This is a genomic window from Lysinibacillus sp. NPDC097214 (assembly GCF_050277945.1).
Lineage (GTDB): Bacteria > Bacillota > Bacilli > Bacillales_A > Planococcaceae > Lysinibacillus > Lysinibacillus xylanilyticus_B.
Window position 1 is genome coordinate 162,789 of record NZ_JBNNSS010000005.1, and the last position, 20,062, is coordinate 182,850.

Sequence of the window (20,062 nt, forward strand, 5' to 3'; positions counted from 1 at the left end):
GTTGGTCACGAAGGCGTCATCACAGGATGTGATGGTTTTAGCCTTCGTTCCTCTATTGCTGATCCCCAAGGAGTCACCCAGTCGTAACGAAAATCAACCACAACATTTACCTCCTGGCAACTCATTCATTAAAGCGAAACCAAACATTACATTTCAGGACTCAACTCCCATAAGAAAGCGGGAGCTAATGATCTCATCATTTCCTTGATCTGTTTTTTTACAACAAGTAAAGAGCCATCAAAAATGATGGCTCTTTATTACATATTTAGGTTGCTTTACGCATACCCTTTAAAATAATGCTTACGATGAAGATCAGCACGACGGCACCAATTAATGCTGGGAATACGTAAAAATTACTAACTCGCCAACCCCAGTTGCCAAGAACCATACTACCGATCCACGAACCGACAACCCCTGCAACAATATTTCCGATTATGCCGCCAGGTACATCTTTACCTAAAATGACGCCAGCTAACCAACCTAATACTCCGCCGATGATTAAATACCAAATGAAGCTAATCATTTTTTTCATCTCCTTAAACTAAGATATAATGGCGATTACTTAGTTATGCCCGGAATGGAGTATATTACGCGTCTTGCTTCTTAGTAATTATTACAAATTCACAATACGTTTTTATCTCATTTAAATGATACTGAAGCCTTTGCTTCGCGCAAAAACATCTGTAAGTGTTTTCTGTAGCGAAGTTAACTACAATTACGCCAATGCGAAATGGGTTACTTAACAACTGTTGCACCTAAAGTGTGTTCAAAATGGCGCAATGCCCATTCATGACCTGTAGCATCAAAACTTGCAACACCATCTGCATAAACAACCGTTGAAATGCCCAAATTATATGCATCAACTGCTGTATGTAAAATACAAATATCAGTACAAACGCCAACTAAATGAATTTCTTTAATCCCTCGTTCATTCAATAAAATCGATAAATTGGTTCCGGCAAATGCGCTATAACGTGTTTTGTCGAGCCACATTACTTTATCTTTGTGAAGGTTATACAGTTCACCAACTTGCCCGTATAAATGGCGTCCTTTAGTGCCGCGTATATTATGAGGAGGAAATAGTTTAGTTTCAGGGTGGAATGGATCATCTTCCTCATGTAGATCATTCGCAAAAACAACAAATTCTTTGTCAGCAATAAATTTTTGAATTAAGGATGAAATTTTTTTATCTAATGCTTGACCGGGCTCCCCACATGTTAGTTTTCCATCAGAAGCGACAAAATCATACGTATAATCAATTACTAATAAAGCCTTTTTCAACCTTTTCACTCTCCCTATAGGTATAATTTCACCTTTTATCATGCCATATTTGGGCCTGTTTGTCAGAAAAATGAATCAAATTTAATATTACGAATAGTTTGAAAATTGATTTTTCTGAGCGTATAATGTGAAAAAAGGAGAGTGGTCTATATGAATATGACAGCTATGAAACGTTTAAATCGCCAAGGATTTCTTATTGCAGGTTTACATCTGCTAGTGTTATTAAACTTAGCAGCGGATTTTATATTCTCCTCGTAATCTCTTAAAAAATAGAAAGGTGAGTTAAATGCTTGTCCATAATTAAAACAACCGTGAAGGCAAATTTTATTATATGTCCACGGTTGTTTTTATTTGTCTTGATACAATTTGCATAGAAAAAACATATTAAAAGGAATTTCTACGGTAAATGTCAAAGACAAAGTACAAACAAAGGAGTGATAGGATGACCACTAGATTTGATCGAGCGTTCCATGAACTAGAGCGTCCATTTGCTTGGTTGGACTTTGATGCACTGGATCACAATATTGCGACTGTACACGACTCCTGTGGGCAGAAAAATATACGTATTGCTACGAAATCGATTCGTTCTATAGAGATATTACGCTATTTACAAAATAATCTCCCCAATGTGAAGGGGTTTATGACATTTACTGCAGCAGAAACAATCTTTTTACTTCAACAGCATTTTGACGATTTACTACTAGGATATCCGGTGATGGAAGAGGCTGCTGTTCGACAGTTATTACACTTCGTAAAGGCAGAAAAAACTGTCACTTTTATGGTCGATAAGTGGGAACATGTCCGATTTTTGGCGGAACTAGGGCGAGAGCTAGGCGTTCGTGTGCGCGTATGTATTGATATTAATGTATCCACTGATTTTAAGCTGCTTTATTTTGGTACAAAGCGCTCTTCGCTTCATTCACTTGAGTTACTAACACCATTCCTCGAATATATTAAAAATCAAGCATTTATTGAGGTGGTTGGAGCGATGGGCTACGAGGCTCAAATTGCAGGAGTTGGTAATCGTCCAGCTAATGCTGTGAAAGGAAAGTTTATTGAAGTAATGCAATTGCAAGCTAAAAAGCAAGTTACCCAGTTTCGTAGATTAGCCATTGCTCATATAAAAGCCTATTTTCCAAGCTTGCACTTTGTAAATGGTGGTGGTTCGGGAAGTATGACATACACGGCACATCAGAAGGAGGTAACAGAAATTACGGTTGGCTCTGCATTTTATGCACCAGCTTTATTTGACCAATTTACGCATTTACAGCTAGAAAAGGCAGCTGGATTTGCTTTAAGTGTTACAAGAAGGCCCGAAAAAAATATTGTTGTTTGTCACGGCGGAGGCTATACGGCGTCTGGGGCAATTAGTGCTGATCGATTACCGGCATTCTATGAACCAACCTTTTTTTCATATCTTAACCTAGAAGGCGCAGGAGAAGTTCAGACACCCGTTAAGGTAAAACATAAAAAAGTTCATGTAGGGGACACGCTATATTTCCGGCATGCTAAGGCTGGAGAACTTTGTGAAAGATTTCAAAAACTACATGGAGTTAGAGGGGACAAGTATATAGGAGCTTATACAACCTATAGGGGGGATGGACAATGTTTTCTATAGATAAATGGAAAAATGGGGAGAAGTGGACAAACTGGGCAGGTAATGTAATCTCTTATCCATCTGAAATGTACTTACCTCGATCTATTGAAGAGGTTACAAATATCGTGGGTCATGCACGTGAATTAGGAAAAACGGTTCGAGTCACAGGTGCAGCTCACTCCTTTAGCGCTGTTGCGATGCCTGAGCATATAGCAATTTCTTTACATAATATGCGTGGGCTTATTGCTGTGAATGAGGAGAAACAAGAAGCGACTCTTTGGGCTGGAACGTATTTATCTGAAATAGGACCATTACTTGCGAAGCATGGCTTTGCCCTAATAAATATGGGAGACATACAGGAGCAAACCATTGCAGGAGCAGTGTCAACAGGTACCCATGGAACGGGTGTAACACTCGGGTCGTTATCCTCAGCAGTAACAAGGTGGGGTTTTGTAGATGGTACAGGTACTTATAGGGAGCATATGAGAGGAATGGATGATTTATCTGAAGCTTTACATGTTTCATTAGGTATGCTTGGTGTGCTTGTGAAAGTAACAATCAAGGTAATCCCTCTTTACAGCTTACATTTTGTAAGCACAAGAGATACTTTAGCAAATGGGCTGGCGATGTTTGCCGAAGATATTCGACAGTATCGACATGTCGAGTGGTTTTATTTCCCTGGTAGTGAAACAATTCAAGTGAAGCGTATGAACGCTATAGCGCCTGTTTATCAGAGTGAATGGAGTAAGAGAATTGAAACATTGAAACTTCAAATAGTAGAGAACGGTGCTTTTTTTGCTATGTCAGAGCTTTGTAAATGGAAGCCATCGTTTAGTAGTGCTATGAGTAACTTAGCAGCAGCCAATGTTGTCGAAGGGGAGAAAATGGGGATTAGCTATGAAATTTATCCGTCTCCACGTAGCGTAAAGTTCCAAGAAAGTGAATATGCTATTCCGTTAACGCAATTTGAGTCATGTATGGAGGAGATCCACGCAACCTTTAAAAGTGGAATTTTTAATGTGCATTTTCCATTAGAATGTCGGACGACAGCAGGTGAAGCAGGTTTTTTAAGCCCTACCCAAGGGCAAGAATCGGCGTTTATTGCCTTTCATATGTATAAAGGAATGCAGGAAGGGCCTTATTTTGAATGGGTCCATACGATGATGAAGAAATATAAGGGACGACCACATTGGGGCAAACTAAGTCATTTAACTGCTAATTATGTATATGAGCTATACCCAGATATCGAAAAGTTTTTAGCTATTCGAAGTCAATATGATCCTGATAATGTGTTTTTGACAGGTTACTTAAGAAAATTATTTACATTATAAGCGCTATCTCCTTCATTGCAGTTCGTCGCCTTTGAAAGATTTGGCAAAAATGTTGGTTGATTATTAAAAAAATTAAAATTTGAACGAAATGTCAAAATATTCACAGAAGCGAGATAAAAACGACAATTAATCAGCATGAAAACGATTTCAAATTTTGTAGATTTTTTAAATTGTTTAGACAATTCAAAAAATACTGTTGACGAGACCTTTTTTTCGTACTATGATAACAACAATTTAAAAAGTTCGTTACAGCAGTTAGTTGTCTTAGGCGATTAACATATACGCAAAAATAAAATAGACAGAACATTTCGTATATAGCAACGAACATAGCAATAAATGAGGGGCGTTTAAAATGAGAAGTGACATGATTAAAGTAGGCGTAGATCGTGCGCCACATCGAAGTCTTTTATATGCAACAGGCAAAGTAAAAGCGAAAGATTTAGGCAAGCCATTTATTGGGGTTTGTAATTCTTATATCGACATTATACCAGGTCACGTTCATTTACGTACATTTGCTGATATTGTCAAAGAGGCCATTATTGAAGCAGGTGCAATTCCATTCGAATTTAACACAATCGGTGTAGATGATGGTATTGCAATGGGGCACATTGGTATGCGTTACTCGTTACCAAGCCGTGAAATTATCGCGGACTCTGCTGAAACTGTTATTAATGCACACTGGTTTGATGGCGTATTCTATATTCCAAACTGTGACAAAATTACACCTGGTATGTTAATGGCAGCAGTTCGTACGAACGTACCATCAATTTTCGTATCTGGTGGTCCAATGGAGGCAGGTACTTCTGCTACTGGCAAGCAACTTTCATTAACTTCAGTTTTTGAAGGTGTAGGAGCTCATAAATCAGGCAAAATGTCATCTGAAGAGCTGTTAGATATTGAAAATAATGCATGCCCAACATGTGGTTCATGTTCAGGAATGTTTACTGCAAACTCTATGAACTGCTTAATGGAAATGCTAGGAGTAGCTTTACCTGGTAATGGAACAATCGTAGCTACTTCTGAAGAGCGCCATAAGCTTATTAAAGAAGCTGCTAAACAATTAGTCCGTATGATTAAAGAGGACATCAAGCCTCGTGACATTATTACTAAAGAAGCAATTGATGATGCATTTGCACTTGATATGGCGATGGGTGGTTCGACAAATACAGTCCTCCATACATTAGCAATCGCCAATGAAGCTGAAATCGATTATAACATTGAAGATATTAATAAAGTAGCAGAGCGTGTTCCGTATCTAGCGAAAATTATGCCTGCTTCAGATGTTTCAATGGATGATATAAATAAAGCAGGTGGCGTTAGTGCCATTATTAATGAATTGGTATCTATTCCAGGTGCTATTCACCCAGATCGACCAACAGTTGCAGGCGTGACAATGGGCGAGCTTGTAAAGGATTATCAAATTACAAATGCTGAAGTTATTCGTACGAAAGATAACCCTTATAGCCCAGTTGGTGGTTTATCGGTTTTATTTGGTAATATCGCGCCAGAAGGTTCAGTTATTAAAGTAGGAGCTGTTGACCCTTCTATCAAAGTATTCAGGGGCGAAGCAATCGTCTTTGAATCACAAGAAGCGGCACAGGAAAATATCGATAATGGAACGGTTGAAGAGGGTCATGTAGTCGTCATTCGCTATGAAGGACCAAAAGGAGGCCCAGGGATGCCTGAAATGCTTGCACCAACGTCTGCGATTCAAGGTCGCGGTCTAGGTACAAAGGTTGCGTTAATCACAGATGGACGTTTCTCCGGTGCATCTCGCGGTATTTCAATCGGACATATTTCACCAGAGGCAGCAGAAGGCGGTCCTATCGCTTTAGTAGAGAACGGTGACGTGATCACAATTGATCTACCAAATCGTACAATCAATTTAGAAGTTTCAGATGAAGTATTAGCGGAACGTCATGCAAAACTACCGGTCTTTGAACCGAAAATTAAGCGTGGTTGGCTAGCAAGATATTCTAAATTAGTAACAAACGCCTCTACAGGTGGCGTTATGAAAATTTAAAAAGTTAAAGCGTTGATGAGGTTAAAGGTTCTAGAGCCTTGTATCTACCAGAGAGCCGGTCGTGCTGGAAGCCGGCGATACAACTAGATCCGACATCCCCTCGGAGCGAGCTATTAAACGCGTGTTCGCCATTAGATAGCTCCGGGCATAATCGAAAGTGCTCGTTATTAATGAATAGATGATTTATGACACCATTTTGGATGCGAATTATTTCGCATTGGTGCATGAATGCTGACATTTATTCACGAGGTAGCAATTATTTGCTATAAAAAAGGGTGGTACCATGGAAAGTCTTTTTCATCCCTACGTAAGGTAGTTCTTTGCGTGTGGAGAAAAAGGCTTTTTATTTTTTTTTAACGACGTTAAAAAAAGTCTGCCATCTCTTTTCAAGGAGAGAACTAGCTAGTAATACTTCACTGATGCGCATTACTGATGTGAAATTAAATGAAAAGAAGGAGGCATATTTGATGAGTACGAATGTTTCTATCGATGAAAAAGAAGAATTAGCAACATCAGCAAAAGCTGAACAAACCTATCAAGCGAAAGATGGTGCTGACGTATTAGTGCAGGCACTACATGAACAAGGTGTTGAAATTGTTTTTGGTTACCCAGGTGGAGCGGTACTACCAATTTATGATGCTATGTATAAAAATCCGATTCGCCATATTTTAACTAGACATGAACAAGGTGCAATCCATGCGGCGGAAGGTTATGCACGTGTATCCAATAAACCTGGTGTTGTTATTGCAACTAGTGGCCCGGGGGCAACGAACTTAGTAACGGGTATTGCTGATGCGATGATTGATTCCATTCCGTTAGTTGTATTCACAGGTCAAGTTTCAACAGCTGTGATTGGTACTGATGCTTTCCAAGAAGCCGATATTATGGGCATTACGACACCAATTACGAAGCACAATTATCAGGTGCAGGATGTTAATGATATCCCGCGTATTGTTAAAGAGGCCTTCCATATTGCAAGTACTGGTCGAAAGGGCCCTGTTGTAGTGGATTTCCCGAAAAACGTGTCTCAAATGTTATTTGATGTAGAGAACCCACCACAGGCACCTGAAGAAATATATTTACCAGGTTATCAACCAACGTACAAACCAAATTATTTACAAATTCAAAAGGCTATACAGGCGATTTCGTTGGCCAAAAATCCAGTTATTTTAGCTGGTGCAGGTGTACTCTTTGCAGATGCCAAAGAAGAGTTAACTGCATTCGCTGAAAAATATCAAATTCCAGTAGCAAACACTTTACTAGGACTTGGTTCAATCCATGGAGAGCACGAATTATTCATCGGTATGGCAGGCATGCATGGAACTGTAACAGCGAATACAGCTATTACAAAATCAGACTTATTGTTGAATATCGGAGCTCGCTTTGATGACCGTTTAACTGGTAATTTGGCAACATTTGCTCCACATGCAACAATCGTACACATCGATATTGATCCAGCGGAAATTGGAAAAAACGTGCCGACAGATATTCCAATCGTTGCAGATGCCAAAGAAGCTTTAAAAGCATTATTGAAAAAAGACTTCGATGGTCCGGATACAACAGACTGGCTAACATTCTTAAATAATCATACAAAGGAATATCCATTATGGTACAGCAAGGAGCTGGGGGACAAAGAAGTTTTACCGCAGGAAGCATTAGAGCTTGTGCATAAAATTACAGAAGGTAATGCAATTGTCACGACAGATGTTGGTCAGCATCAAATGTGGGCTGCTCAATATTATCGATTAAACAATGATCATGGATGGGTAACGTCTGGTGGACTTGGTACGATGGGCTTCGGCTTCCCGGCTGCAATTGGCGCCCAGTTTGCGAAGCCAGACAAAAAAGTTGTTTCTATTGTGGGTGATGCAGGATTCCAAATGACTGCGCAAGAGCTTTCTATACTGCAAGAATTCAACTTACCGGTAAAAATTGTGATTTTAAATAACAGCTGTTTAGGAATGGTACGCCAATGGCAAGAAACATTCTATGAGGAGCGTTATTCATCTTCACTAATGCCGATCCAACCAGACTTTGTTAAATTAGCTGATGCATATGATTTGAAGGGCTATCGAATTAACACAATCGATGAAGCGGAGAGTATTTTCCGTGAGGCACTACTTTCTGATGAGCCAGTGTTAATTGATTGTCGTGTAAAACAACTTCAATGTGTTTACCCAATGGTAGCACCAGGCAAAGGCTTACATGAAATGATTGGGGTGAAAAAGAATTGAAACGAGTAATTACAGTAACAGTGATTAACCAAAGTGGTGTCTTAAACCGTGTAACAGGCTTACTTATGAAGCGTCAATTTAATATTGAATCAATCACAGTTGGTCATACTGAACAGCCAAACTCTTCGAAAATGACTTTTGTTGTAAACGTAGAGGATGAGCGTAAAATTGAACAGCTAGTGAAGCAATTATCAAAGCAAATTGATGTGTTAAAGGTCAATGACATTACAGATAAATCAATCGTGCTACGCGAGTTAGCACTTGTAAAGGTAATTTCACCACCAAATTTACGCCTGGAAATGAATTCAATTGTTGAACCATTCCGTCCACAAATTATTGATACAGCGAAAAATGTTGTCACTTATCAAGTAGTAGGGGATCCAGATAAGATTGATGCCTTTATTGAACTAATTCGACCTTATGGTATTAAAGAATTAACGCGTACAGGGGCTACTGCATCTGTTCGTGAAACACAAAAAATCTCAACTACGCAGCTCTCTATTTTAAAATAGTTTGCATATAAAATGGATAGCTTTGGATACATAGCCCTTAGTGGTTTACTGGCATCCGGAGTTAAAAAAACAAACCAAAAATTAGGAGGAAACAAACAATGGCTACTATGTATTATGATCAAAACATCAACGAGGACGTATTAAAAGGGAGAAAAATCGCAATCATCGGTTATGGTTCACAAGGTCATGCACATGCACTTAACCTTAAAGAGTCAGGATTCGATGTAGTAGTAGGAGTACGTCCAGGCGGATCTTTCGATGCAGCAAAAGCGGATGGATTAGATGTAAAGACTGTTGCTGAAGCATCGCAAGAAGCAGATGTTATTCAAATTTTACTTCCGGATGAGCGTCAAAAAGCTGTATATGAGGCTGAAATTGCTCCACATCTTGAAGCAGGTAAAGCACTTATGTTTGCACACGGCTTCAACATTCACTTCGGTCAAATTACACCACCAGCAGATGTGGACGTATTTTTAGTTGCACCGAAAGGTCCAGGACACTTAGTTCGTCGTCAATTCCAAGAAGGTGCTGGTGTACCAGGCTTATTCGCAATTCATCAAGATGCAACTGGTCAAGCAAAAGATTTAGCTCTAGCTTACGGTAAAGGAATCGGTGCAGCTCGTGGCGGTTTACTTGAAACATCATTCAAAGAAGAAACTGAAACTGATTTATTCGGTGAGCAAGCAGTACTGTGTGGTGGTGCTACACAATTAGTAAGAGCAGGGTTTGAAACATTAGTAGAAGCTGGTTATCAACCAGAATTAGCGTACTTTGAAACTCTTCACGAACTAAAATTAATTGTTGACCTAATGTTTGAAGGTGGTATGGCAACAATGCGTTACTCTGTATCAGATACAGCTGAGTGGGGTGACTATGTAGCAGGACCACGTATTATCGACGATTCTGTAAAAGCTCGTATGAAAGATGTATTAACGGATATCCAAGATGGTACATTCGCTCGTCGCTGGATTCAAGAAAACGAAAACGGTCGTCCAGACTATACAAAATTCAAAGAAGCTGGTGCAAATCACCAAATCGAAGAAGTTGGTGCTAAATTACGTGCGATGATGCCATTCATCAACGAAGGTAAAGAAAAAGTTGTGAGAGAAGTGGCGACAAGTGCGAAAAATTGATATTTTCGATACAACACTTCGCGATGGTGAACAATCTGCTGGGATTAATCTAAACACCGCAGAGAAGATTGAAATCGCCAAGCAACTGGAGCGCCTAGGAGTGACAATTATTGAAGCAGGTTTTCCTGCTTCGTCACCCGGTGACTTTGATGCGGTACATCGTATTGCAGGAACGGTAAAAAACTCTATCGTAACAGGATTAGCCCGCTGTATACAAAAAGATATCGACACAACGTGGGATGCGATTAAAGTGGCCGAACAGCCACACATTCATATTTTCCTAGCCACTTCTCCAATTCATATGGAATACAAGCTAAAAAAATCACCTGATCAAGTGGTAGAACAAGCGGTGGAAGCCGTCAAATATGCGAAAAAATTCTTTTCGCTTGTACAATGGTCTGCAGAAGATGCATTCCGCTCAGATCGTGACTTTTTAGTACGTATTATGAATGAAGTTGTTGCGGCAGGTGCGACAACCATAAATGTACCTGACACAGTAGGATATGCATCACCTCAAGAATATGGTGCATTATTTAAATTCCTACTTGAAAACGTTAAAGGTGCTGACAAGGTAAAATTCTCTGCCCATTGCCATGATGATTTAGGGATGGCAACCGCTAACACGATTGCAGCCATTGAAAATGGTGCCTCACAAGTAGAGGGTACGATTAACGGTATTGGGGAGCGCGCTGGAAATGTTGCGCTTGAAGAAATCGCAGTTGCCCTTCATATCCGTAAAGATATTTATCCTGTAGAAACAGGTATTCATTTACAAGAAATTAAGCGTACATCTCAATTAGTCAGTAAGCTCACAAATGTGGTTATTCAGCCGAATAAAGCTATTGTTGGTAAAAACGCATTTGCACACGAGTCGGGTATTCACCAAGATGGTGTGTTAAAAAATCCTGAAACGTACGAGATTATTTCACCTGCTCTTATTGGTGAAGGGGAGGTACCGCTCGTTCTTGGTAAACACTCAGGTCGCGCAGCATTCCGTGACCGAGCAGAAACAATGGGCTTCCATCTTTCGGATGAAAAACTAAATAAAGCATTTACTGAATTTAAAAAATTGGCTGACCGTAAAAAAGAAATTACGGAAGAAGATTTACTAACGCTTCTTACAGAACAGCAAGTTCAAATAGAAGATGTTCCACTCTTTGAACTAAAGATGGTACAGGTGCAATATGGCACAGAAAATATTCCAACAGCAACAGCGATTGTTTTAACACCAGAAGGTCTAGAGAAAACAGTTGTTGCAACAGGTTCAGGTTCAGTGGAAGCTATTTTCAATACACTTGAGCAACTTGTACAAGGGGATATTCATGTGATTGATTACCGTGTTAAGTCTGTCGGTAAGGGACGAGATGCACTAGGTGAAGCCGTGATTAATATCCGATACGATGATGTATCGACAACTGGACGAAACTCATCACAGGATGTTTTAGAAGCATCTGCAAAAGCTTATTTAAATGCCATTAACCGTCATTTGATACAAGCAAGCCTTCGTGCACAGCCTGTAAGTTAATCGATCTTCAAGCTTCTGTAAATGTCGCAGGTTTTGATGGTAGTGAATGGAATCAGCATAATGCGCATTCCAAACGCAATTATGCCAATTACGTGTAGTCGTAATATTGATGACCTCACCTATTAAAAATAGGTGAGAGTCTTACTAAAATAGCGTAGTCAACGCTATACAAAGAAAGGTGTTTTGACGATGGAGAAAAAAATTACAGTACTTCCTGGTGACGGAATTGGGCCAGAGGTTGTTGCTTCTGCTGTACGTGTATTACAGGTGATTGGTAAGCGATTCAACCATACATTCCATTTAGGTTATGCAACAATCGGAGGCGCTGCCATCGACCAACACAATAATCCACTACCAGATGAAACAATTGAGATGTGCGAAAATAGTGACGCAGTTTTACTTGGAGCGGTTGGTGGTCCGAAATGGGATAATAACCCACCTGAATTACGTCCAGAAAAAGGATTATTACGTATTCGCAAACATTTTGACTTATTCGCAAATCTTCGTCCAGTAAAGGCGTTCCCGAGTTTACTAGATGCTTCACCATTAAAGCGTGAAGTAGCCGAAAATGTCGATTTAGTGATTGTACGTGAATTAACAGGCGGCGTATACTTCGGGGAACCACGTATGCGTACTGAGAATGGCGCGATTGATACAACGGTTTACTCAACTGCAGAAGTTGAACGTATCGTTGAAAATGCCTTTGAATTAGCACGTTTACGTGGAGGCAAATTATGCTCTGTTGATAAAGCAAATGTACTTGAAACAAGTCGTTTATGGCGCGAAGTAGTAGAAGCGAAGAAAAAGGAATATCCAGATGTGCATGTAGAGCATAATTTAGTTGACTCAGTTGCTATGAAATTAATTACAAATCCTAGTCAATATGATGTGGTAGTTACTGAAAATATGTTTGGAGATATTTTAAGTGATGAAGCATCTGTTATTACAGGCTCTTTAGGCGTACTACCTTCTGCGTCTATTCGCGGAGATAATTTTGGGCTATATGAACCAGTACATGGCTCAGCACCAGAAATTGCAGGTCAAGGTGTAGCTAATCCAGCAGCAACAATTCTTTCAGTTGCCATGATGCTACAATATTCATTTGGCTTAAAAGAAGAAGCAGCAGAAATCGAACGTGCTGTCAGTGCAGTATTTGATGATGGTTACTTTACCGCAGATCTTGCACGTGATGGCGCTCGTATACTGTCGACGAATGAATGGACAGATAAAGTAATTAACGAAATAGATACAAGCTTTGTTTCAGAAAGCATTATGACAACATACATTTAAGAAATGAGTGAAGATAATGGGCAAAAATATAATTGAAAAGATTTGGGATAAGCATGTTGTTTATCAGGAAGAGGGCAAACCGGACCTGTTATATATTGATCTCCATTTAATTCATGAAGTCACTTCTCCGCAAGCTTTTGAAGGTCTACGTTTGAACGGACGTCAAGTTCGTCGCCCAGATTTAAGTTTTGCGACAATGGATCATAACGTGCCTACAAAAAATTTACCAACGATTCATGATCCAATTGCACGTAACCAAATTGAGACATTAGCTAAAAATGCTGAAGAATTTGGTGTCGAGCTTGCAGGGATGGGGCACCCTGACCAAGGAATTGTCCACGTAATTGGCCCTGAGCTAGGTTTAACTCAGCCTGGTAAAACGATTGTCTGTGGTGACTCCCATACATCTACACATGGTGCGTTCGGAGCGATTGCCTTCGGCATTGGTACATCTGAGGTAGAACATGTATTGTCAACACAAACCCTATGGCAAAACAAGCCGAAAACAATGGAAATTCGTGTAGAAGGTGAGTTATCTGTCGGTGTAGCTGCAAAAGATATTATTCTAGCGATTATTGCTAAATTCGGTATCGGTGTCGGCACAGGACATATTGTGGAATTCACTGGAGAGGCTATCCACAAACTTTCTATGGAAGAACGAATGACAATTTGTAACATGTCAATTGAGGCGGGTGCAAAGGCAGGGCTAATTTCTCCTGATGAAACGACTGTTGATTATATCCGTGGACGTAAACATGCACCTCAAGGAGAAAAGTTTGAGGAAGCGGCAGATTATTGGCTAAGCTTAGCATCCGATGAAGATGCGACATATGATACAGTTCGAATCATTCAAGCAGAAGACATTGAGCCAATCATCACTTGGGGAACGAATCCGTCCATGGGTTCAGGTGTGTCAAGCCATGTTCCAACACAAGCAGATTATGAGGATGAATCAGATAAAGCGGCACTTCGTAAAGCACTTTCCTACATGGGCTTAGAGGAAGGTCAACCACTAACCTCAATCGATATTCAACACGTATTTATCGGTTCCTGCACAAATTCACGTATCAGTGATTTACGTGCAGCAGCGGATGTCATCAAAGGACGTAAGGTGCATGAAAGTGTAACAGCGATTGTTGTACCAGGCTCCTATTCGACGAAACAACAAGCAGAAGCAGAAGGATTAGATAAAGTATTTACAGATGCTGGCTTTGAATGGCGTGAGACAGGTTGCTCAATGTGTCTGGCGATGAATGATGATGTAGTACCGGCTGGTGAACGCTGTGCATCTACATCAAACCGCAACTTTGAAGGACGCCAGGGGGCGGGTTCTCGTACACACTTAGTATCACCGCAAATGGCAGCAGCGGCAGCAATTGCTGGTCATTTTGTGGATGTTCGTGAATTCGTAAAGGAAACTGTTTAATTTCCATTTACACGGAAGGGATGATTGCAAATGGAACCAATTAATATCGTAAAAAGTGTGATAACACCACTTGATCGTAAAAATGTCGATACAGACCAAATTATTTCGAAAGAGTTTTTAAAGCGTATTGAGCGTACAGGATTTGGGCAGTATTTATTTTACCATTGGCGCTTCGATGCAGAGGGTAATGAAATAAAAGATTTTGTGTTAAACAAACCTGAATTTAAAGACTCCAAAATTTTAGTAGCACAAGATAACTTCGGCTGTGGTTCTTCTCGTGAACATGCACCATGGGCAATCTTAGATTACGGCTTCAATGTAGTGATTGCACCATCATTCGCAGATATTTTCCATAATAACTGTTTCAAAAATGGGATTTTACCAATCAAACTTACTGAAGCAGAGTGTGATGAAATTTTAGCTAAAGGCTTAGTAAAACCATACTCGTTGGAAGTTAGTCTTGAAGCACAAACAGTAACGGGTGAAGATGGTGCAGTTTATAAGTTTAGCATCGACCCCTACTATAAAGAAACATTGCTAAATGGTTGGGATGAAATTGCACTTACCATTAAATACGAAGAGCAAATCGCTGCTTATGAAGCAAATCGTATTGCATTTTAATAGATGATGGGATTTCCTTTTGACTGAAGACAGACTTGTTGTCTTCAGTTTTTTTTATTGCATAAAGAAGGAATTGTTCGGGTAGAAGTGAGAAATGCATAGGTAGAGAAAAAGTTCTTTGATTGGTAAATGACTAGTCCTTATCACTTTACATAATAAAAATACGTTATTTTATTTCGTCATATATTTGTCAAAAAATTTTAACGAATTGATGCAATATTTTGATAATATATAAATAGAATTATGGTAAATAAATGGAATGATATCCAGTTTATTGTTTTATCGCTAAAGCGCCCAGTCCAGAACTAAAACAACTACATGTTTTGATAATGAGCTAGTTTAATGAAATATTTACTGGGAAAACTCAAAAGTGAAAAATAAGGGGGGATAACATGAAAATCCTTCGAAAATACAGTTTGTTAATTGGAGGCTTAGGCTTTTCTAAATTAGGGGACTGGATTTACCTTGTAGCGCTAAATTTATTTATATGGCATTTAACACAATCGCCGGCAGCGATGGCTGGAATTTTTATTGTCGGACCAATTGCAAGAGTTTTAACAGGTTTGGTTGCTGGCTCTTTCATTGATCGTATGAATAAACGTAAGTTGATGATTTCAACGGATATTATACGAGGGTTTATTGTTTTTTGTATGCCGTTTATGGAATCTATTTGGCTCATTTATATGCTGTTATTTTTAGCAAATATAGCGAGTAGTTTCTTTGGACCTAGTAGTACATATTATATTACAAAGTATGTTCCCACAAAGGATAGACAACGTTTTAACGCAATACTTGGCACGTTCAATTCAGGCTCGTTTTTAGTAGGACCAGCACTAGCGGGTCTCCTCATCACGCTTTTTAATACAACAGTTACGATTTGGTTCAATAGCTTTACATTTTTTGTTTGTGCTATGATTATTTACTTTTTACCAGATGTAGATGAAGTGGAGGGAACTTCACGGCAACGAATTACTTGGCAACTATTAAAAAGTGATTATCTAGCTGTACTAGCTTTCATTCGACAAAATTCATTATTTATCACGATTTATTTACTGTTTCAAAGTGCGTTAATGATTGCATTTGCGCTGGATTCTCAAGAAGCAACATTTATAAAACAAGATTTAGCTTTATCCGATAGCTTATATGGAGCCTTTGTGAGTAGTGCAGGAGCCGGAGCAATTTTTGGTGGAATGGTTGCCGCAAGCTTCGCCAAAAAATGGTCCACTCGATCATATATAGCTTTTGGTTTGTTCCTGACAATGTTGTTTTACACCGCCTTTTATGCATCGACATCAAGTATTTTGGCATTTGTAAGTTTAGTTTTTCTAGGTTTTTTTATGGCATTTAGTAATACTGGTTATGAAACATTTTATCAGCAAAGTGTACCGCCTGAGATGATGGGGAGATTCGGTAGTATTTCTAGTATTTTTCAAAATATTTTACAAATCTCCTTAACCTTACTATTAGGCCTATTTGCAGAATTATTTACGCTTCAAATGACTGCTATTATTTTCGGTATTATTAGTATTTTATTTTCAATTTCATTATATTTTGTACTATATTCCCCAAAAAATCACATCTGGTTAAAGGAGGAAATATTATGATTAGCTATTCGCTTCATTGTATTTTTTGTAAGAAAACATTTGAAGTTGTAGAAGGCTCAAAGAAATATAGACTGTATAAACAGAATATGGAAGGGAAATTTTCTTGTGAAGATTGTGATAGAAAAATTGAATTGGAGTCAAGGAAGGGTTTATTAGGAAAACTTTAACTTCTTTCAGCGGGTGTCCAAACACTGACCAACATCGGTGCCGCCGCCGCTACGTTAGCACTACGCTTTCGCGCAAAAAACATCTGTTGGCCTAAAGCCTCCGTACGCTATTACGCCGAGGCATAATTGATATAGGGTGATGTAAAGCTGCATTGTAGAACATCTAATAAGAAGATTAGTACTCCACAATTTTCTAATGTAAATGCCCTGTCTTTCTACGGATTTCTCAGTTAAAATGAAAAAATAAGATGGAAGGCAGGGTATAAAGATGATTACAGTTATAGGTAGCATAAATATGGATTTAGTTGTACAAATGGGGGTGTTTCCAAAGCAGGGGGAAACGATCCTTGGTAAAGATTTTCAAACGATTCCAGGAGGGAAAGGGTCTAATCAGGCAATAGCTGCGGCACGTCTTGGAAGTGATGTCACAATGATAGGGTGTGTGGGCTCCGATAGTTTTGGTGAAACATTGCGCACTGTTTTACAGCAAGAGCATGTTCAAACAGAAGCTATTACAAGTGTATCAGTACCTACGGGGATTGCTAATATTTTGCTCTACAATAATGATAACCGCATCATAGTAGTGCCTGGGGCAAATTATGAATTAAAGCCTTCGCATATAGAGGCAGCGAAAGAAATCATTCAAAAAAGTCAGATGGTCATTATGCAGCTAGAAATCCCAATGGAAACGACCGCTTATGCAATAAAACTTTGTAAAGAAGCGAATGTACCTGTTTTATTAAATCCAGCACCAGCAGCTAATTTTGATGTGCAATGGATGGAGGATATTACTTATATCACACCAAATGAAACGGAGTGTGCTGAAATTTTCGGAGATGCTATTGAGCAAGTATTAGAAAAATATCCTAATAAAATGATTATGACGTTAGGTAGTGATGGTGCACGCTATTTTGATGGTGAATATCCTATTCATGTTCCGGGCTATTTGACGAGAGCAGTAGATACAACAGGTGCAGGTGATACGTTTAACGGTGCCCTCGCTTATGCTTTAGTTGAAGGGCAATCATTAGATCAGGCGGTGTATTTTGCAAATATTGCTGCTTCATTATCAGTGGAGAAATTCGGTGCACAAGGCGGTATGCCAACACTTGGAGCAGTTTATGCACGTATGGCTGGAGTTGAAGAAAAAAGAGAAGATGCCTAGCTCACTTACAAATTCATGAGGAAGAATGTCTATGATATAAGGTTTTGTAGTATAAGAGTTATTGCCTATTTGTGACAACTAAATATAAGTATATTGTCCTTTTTTGTCGTTATTTCTTAGTACTATGTATTAATAAAGGAATATTTTCATTTATAATAACTTTAGATACATACGAAAAGAGGTTTTGAGGATGACAGATATTGATAATGTACCGATCGAATATACAGCCTCAGCGAATAATATTTTGCCACAGCTTGTTGATCATTTGCGACAATTACATGGCATTATTTTACAAAATACATATGTAAAAGATACAGCTAAACACTTAAACCGTATCATTCAAGATGCTAATAACGAAACAATGATTCTTATTGTTGGGAAAGAGCGTGTCGGAAAAACAACACTAGTGAATGGATTACTAGGGCGCCAAGTTTTGCCTGTTAGTGAACAGCATCCAACAGGGGTAAATACATTTTTGAGATACGGTGAACATGAAGAAATAAAGGCGTACTTTTTAGATGGTGTTGTGGCCATATTCGATATGAGCAAGCTAGAATTATTGACGACTGGAGATACTTTTGCATCTCAAATACTACGAGAACATTTAGATTACCTAGAAGTATATTTAAAAAATGATTTATTAAAATCAGTGACCATTATTGATTCGGTTTCATTGGAATCTGGAGGAGGAGAAATGGCCTACTTCCCAGAAGCATTGATGAACCGTGTGGACGAAATCTTTTGGGTATTACGTTCAGGTTCGATGGCTGTTTATCCAGAACTATTATTGATGGAAACGTTAAAAAACAAAGGTGTTGAGCCTCTTTGTGTCATCAATGCCATAGATTCAAATGAAAATACGATGGCATTTATCAATGCTGAGAGAGAACGATTTGGTCATTTAATAAGTGATTTTGTTGCTATCTCTGCAAGAGAAGCAATTGAAGCTAAACAGATTAATAGTGATGAGCTTTGGCAAAAAAGTCAGTACGAGCAATTAATTTCAGAAATTCATCGAGTTGCAGAAAATAGTGATAAGAAAACGTATGGCATTTTAATTCGCTTCTTGCAATGGCTTGAACGATTCCGCTTCGAATTAACTGTTATTCCACAAAGAGATCCATTCCAATCTGCTGTTAAGAACATTGAAAAGTATACAGGCGATACACAATACGAATTTTCACGCTATCAACGTGATTTAGCGATTGTGACCGAATATGAGCAAGAATACGAACAGGTTGCCAATGTATTTAAAAATGTTCAAACATTATACCAACTTTTACAAATCATTTCACAAAATGATTATTTGCAGGATGAAATTGTGGAAAGCTTTACAGAAAAGGCTGTATCTTATCAACAAATGTTACGAGAATATCGAAATATGCATAGTGAATATATACGTGAATATGATCGATTGGACGCACAGCATAAAAAAATTCACGGAAAAGGTCTTATGAAGGCTATCTTTGGTCAGCATACACAAAATGGATTTTTCGAGGAACGTGTTAACAAGTTAAATGAGCAGCAATTGGTTTGTATTGCGCAATATGAAAAAGTGCACGAAGCGGAGGCATTAATGCTTCAGTCCATTCATTCAATACAAAGTTATCTTATGGAGTTAACGAAAAAACGTTTGGTACGTATTGAGCAAAAAGTTCAAGAGCTAAATCAACAACGTTCAAAAGAAAAGTGCCAATTACAATTATACGCAAATAAATTGAATGAATTTTCTTGTTTGATGGAGGCGCAGGGCTACATTAAAGATAATATTCAACCATTTTTAATGGACGAACAAATGCCGCTCAAAGCAAAGGATATTGACATGCTAAAAGAAACGATTAACAGTATTATGAGCATTGACCTGTCCAATAATGGCCTACTTGCACGTAGTCAGATGAACAATAAAATGGAGAATGCTGAGATTCCTTTCGATGTTCAGAAGAAATATCCATTACATACGTTAGCTTTAGCAGAAGTAGATGTAAAATCAAACGATATACCAGAAATTCCGAAAAAATTAGATATTCAGTATGAAGATTAAACATTAAAATAAATGTTCTAAAAGTAATGTAAACTTTTAGAGCATTTTTTTAGTACTCGTGATTTTTTGCTCATCACCACACGTTATGGTGATGCCCCTGATTGTCCGTGAA

At 38.7% G+C, this 20,062-nt stretch carries 15 protein-coding genes; 13 read left to right on the forward strand and 2 right to left on the reverse strand.

Going from position 1 to position 20,062, the window contains the following annotated elements:
- Positions 1-265: 265 nt before the first annotated feature.
- Both ACQKMI_RS13350 and ACQKMI_RS13355 read right to left on the reverse strand, forming a co-directional pair.
- Positions 266-523: a GlsB/YeaQ/YmgE family stress response membrane protein gene (locus ACQKMI_RS13350; RefSeq protein ID WP_323646755.1), complete on the reverse strand. Its 258-nt coding sequence runs from the start codon at positions 521-523 to the stop codon at positions 266-268.
- A 212-nt stretch (positions 524-735) separates the two neighbouring features.
- Positions 736-1,281, reverse strand: a complete 546-nt coding sequence (locus ACQKMI_RS13355) for a cysteine hydrolase family protein (protein WP_427489612.1) — start codon at positions 1,279-1,281, stop codon at positions 736-738.
- 442 nt (positions 1,282-1,723) lie between these two features.
- Here ACQKMI_RS13355 and ACQKMI_RS13360 point away from each other — a divergent pair, with 442 nt between their 5' ends.
- The 13 genes from ACQKMI_RS13360 (at position 1,724) to ACQKMI_RS13420 (ending at position 19,950) form a co-directional block, all read left to right on the forward strand.
- Complete coding sequence (locus ACQKMI_RS13360) at positions 1,724-2,899, forward strand: amino acid deaminase/aldolase (RefSeq protein WP_427489614.1); 1,176 nt, start codon at positions 1,724-1,726, stop codon at positions 2,897-2,899.
- Positions 2,887-4,209: a D-arabinono-1,4-lactone oxidase gene (locus ACQKMI_RS13365; protein WP_427489616.1), complete on the forward strand. Its 1,323-nt coding sequence runs from the start codon at positions 2,887-2,889 to the stop codon at positions 4,207-4,209. The genes ACQKMI_RS13360 and ACQKMI_RS13365 overlap by 13 nt, the downstream gene beginning before the upstream one ends.
- A gap of 352 nt (positions 4,210-4,561) precedes the next feature.
- Positions 4,562-6,232 (forward strand): dihydroxy-acid dehydratase, encoded by a 1,671-nt coding sequence (gene ilvD / locus ACQKMI_RS13370; protein WP_427489630.1) that lies wholly within the window; start codon positions 4,562-4,564, stop codon positions 6,230-6,232.
- 467 nt (positions 6,233-6,699) lie between these two features.
- Complete coding sequence (ilvB, locus tag ACQKMI_RS13375; RefSeq protein WP_427489632.1) at positions 6,700-8,466, forward strand: biosynthetic-type acetolactate synthase large subunit; 1,767 nt, start codon at positions 6,700-6,702, stop codon at positions 8,464-8,466.
- Complete coding sequence (ilvN, locus tag ACQKMI_RS13380; RefSeq protein ID WP_427414530.1) at positions 8,463-8,978, forward strand: acetolactate synthase small subunit; 516 nt, start codon at positions 8,463-8,465, stop codon at positions 8,976-8,978. Before ilvB ends, ilvN begins: the two co-directional genes overlap by 4 nt.
- 98 nt (positions 8,979-9,076) lie before the next feature.
- Positions 9,077-10,111 carry a ketol-acid reductoisomerase gene (ilvC, locus tag ACQKMI_RS13385; protein WP_323646745.1) on the forward strand — a complete coding sequence of 345 codons (1,035 nt, stop codon included), beginning with the start codon at positions 9,077-9,079 and terminating at the stop codon, positions 10,109-10,111.
- On the forward strand, positions 10,098-11,636 hold the full coding sequence (locus ACQKMI_RS13390; RefSeq protein ID WP_427489634.1) for a 2-isopropylmalate synthase: 1,539 nt from the start codon (positions 10,098-10,100) through the stop codon (positions 11,634-11,636). The genes ilvC and ACQKMI_RS13390 overlap by 14 nt, the downstream gene beginning before the upstream one ends.
- Positions 11,637-11,825: 189 nt before the next feature.
- Positions 11,826-12,926, forward strand: a complete 1,101-nt coding sequence (gene leuB / locus ACQKMI_RS13395) for a 3-isopropylmalate dehydrogenase (RefSeq protein WP_427489635.1) — start codon at positions 11,826-11,828, stop codon at positions 12,924-12,926.
- A 16-nt stretch (positions 12,927-12,942) separates the two neighbouring features.
- Complete coding sequence (gene leuC, locus ACQKMI_RS13400) at positions 12,943-14,352, forward strand: 3-isopropylmalate dehydratase large subunit (protein WP_427489637.1); 1,410 nt, start codon at positions 12,943-12,945, stop codon at positions 14,350-14,352.
- Between the two features lie 30 nt (positions 14,353-14,382).
- Positions 14,383-14,973, forward strand: coding sequence for a 3-isopropylmalate dehydratase small subunit (leuD, locus tag ACQKMI_RS13405; protein WP_427489639.1), 591 nt, complete (start codon positions 14,383-14,385; stop codon positions 14,971-14,973).
- 392 nt (positions 14,974-15,365) lie between these two features.
- Positions 15,366-16,577, forward strand: a complete 1,212-nt coding sequence (locus tag ACQKMI_RS13410) for an MFS transporter (protein WP_427489641.1) — start codon at positions 15,366-15,368, stop codon at positions 16,575-16,577.
- 435 nt (positions 16,578-17,012) lie between these two features.
- Positions 17,013-17,909: a ribokinase gene (gene rbsK, locus ACQKMI_RS13415; protein ID WP_427489643.1), complete on the forward strand. Its 897-nt coding sequence runs from the start codon at positions 17,013-17,015 to the stop codon at positions 17,907-17,909.
- 190 nt (positions 17,910-18,099) lie between these two features.
- Positions 18,100-19,950, forward strand: coding sequence for a dynamin family protein (locus ACQKMI_RS13420; protein ID WP_427489644.1), 1,851 nt, complete (start codon positions 18,100-18,102; stop codon positions 19,948-19,950).
- The last annotated feature ends 112 nt before the right edge of the window (positions 19,951-20,062 follow it).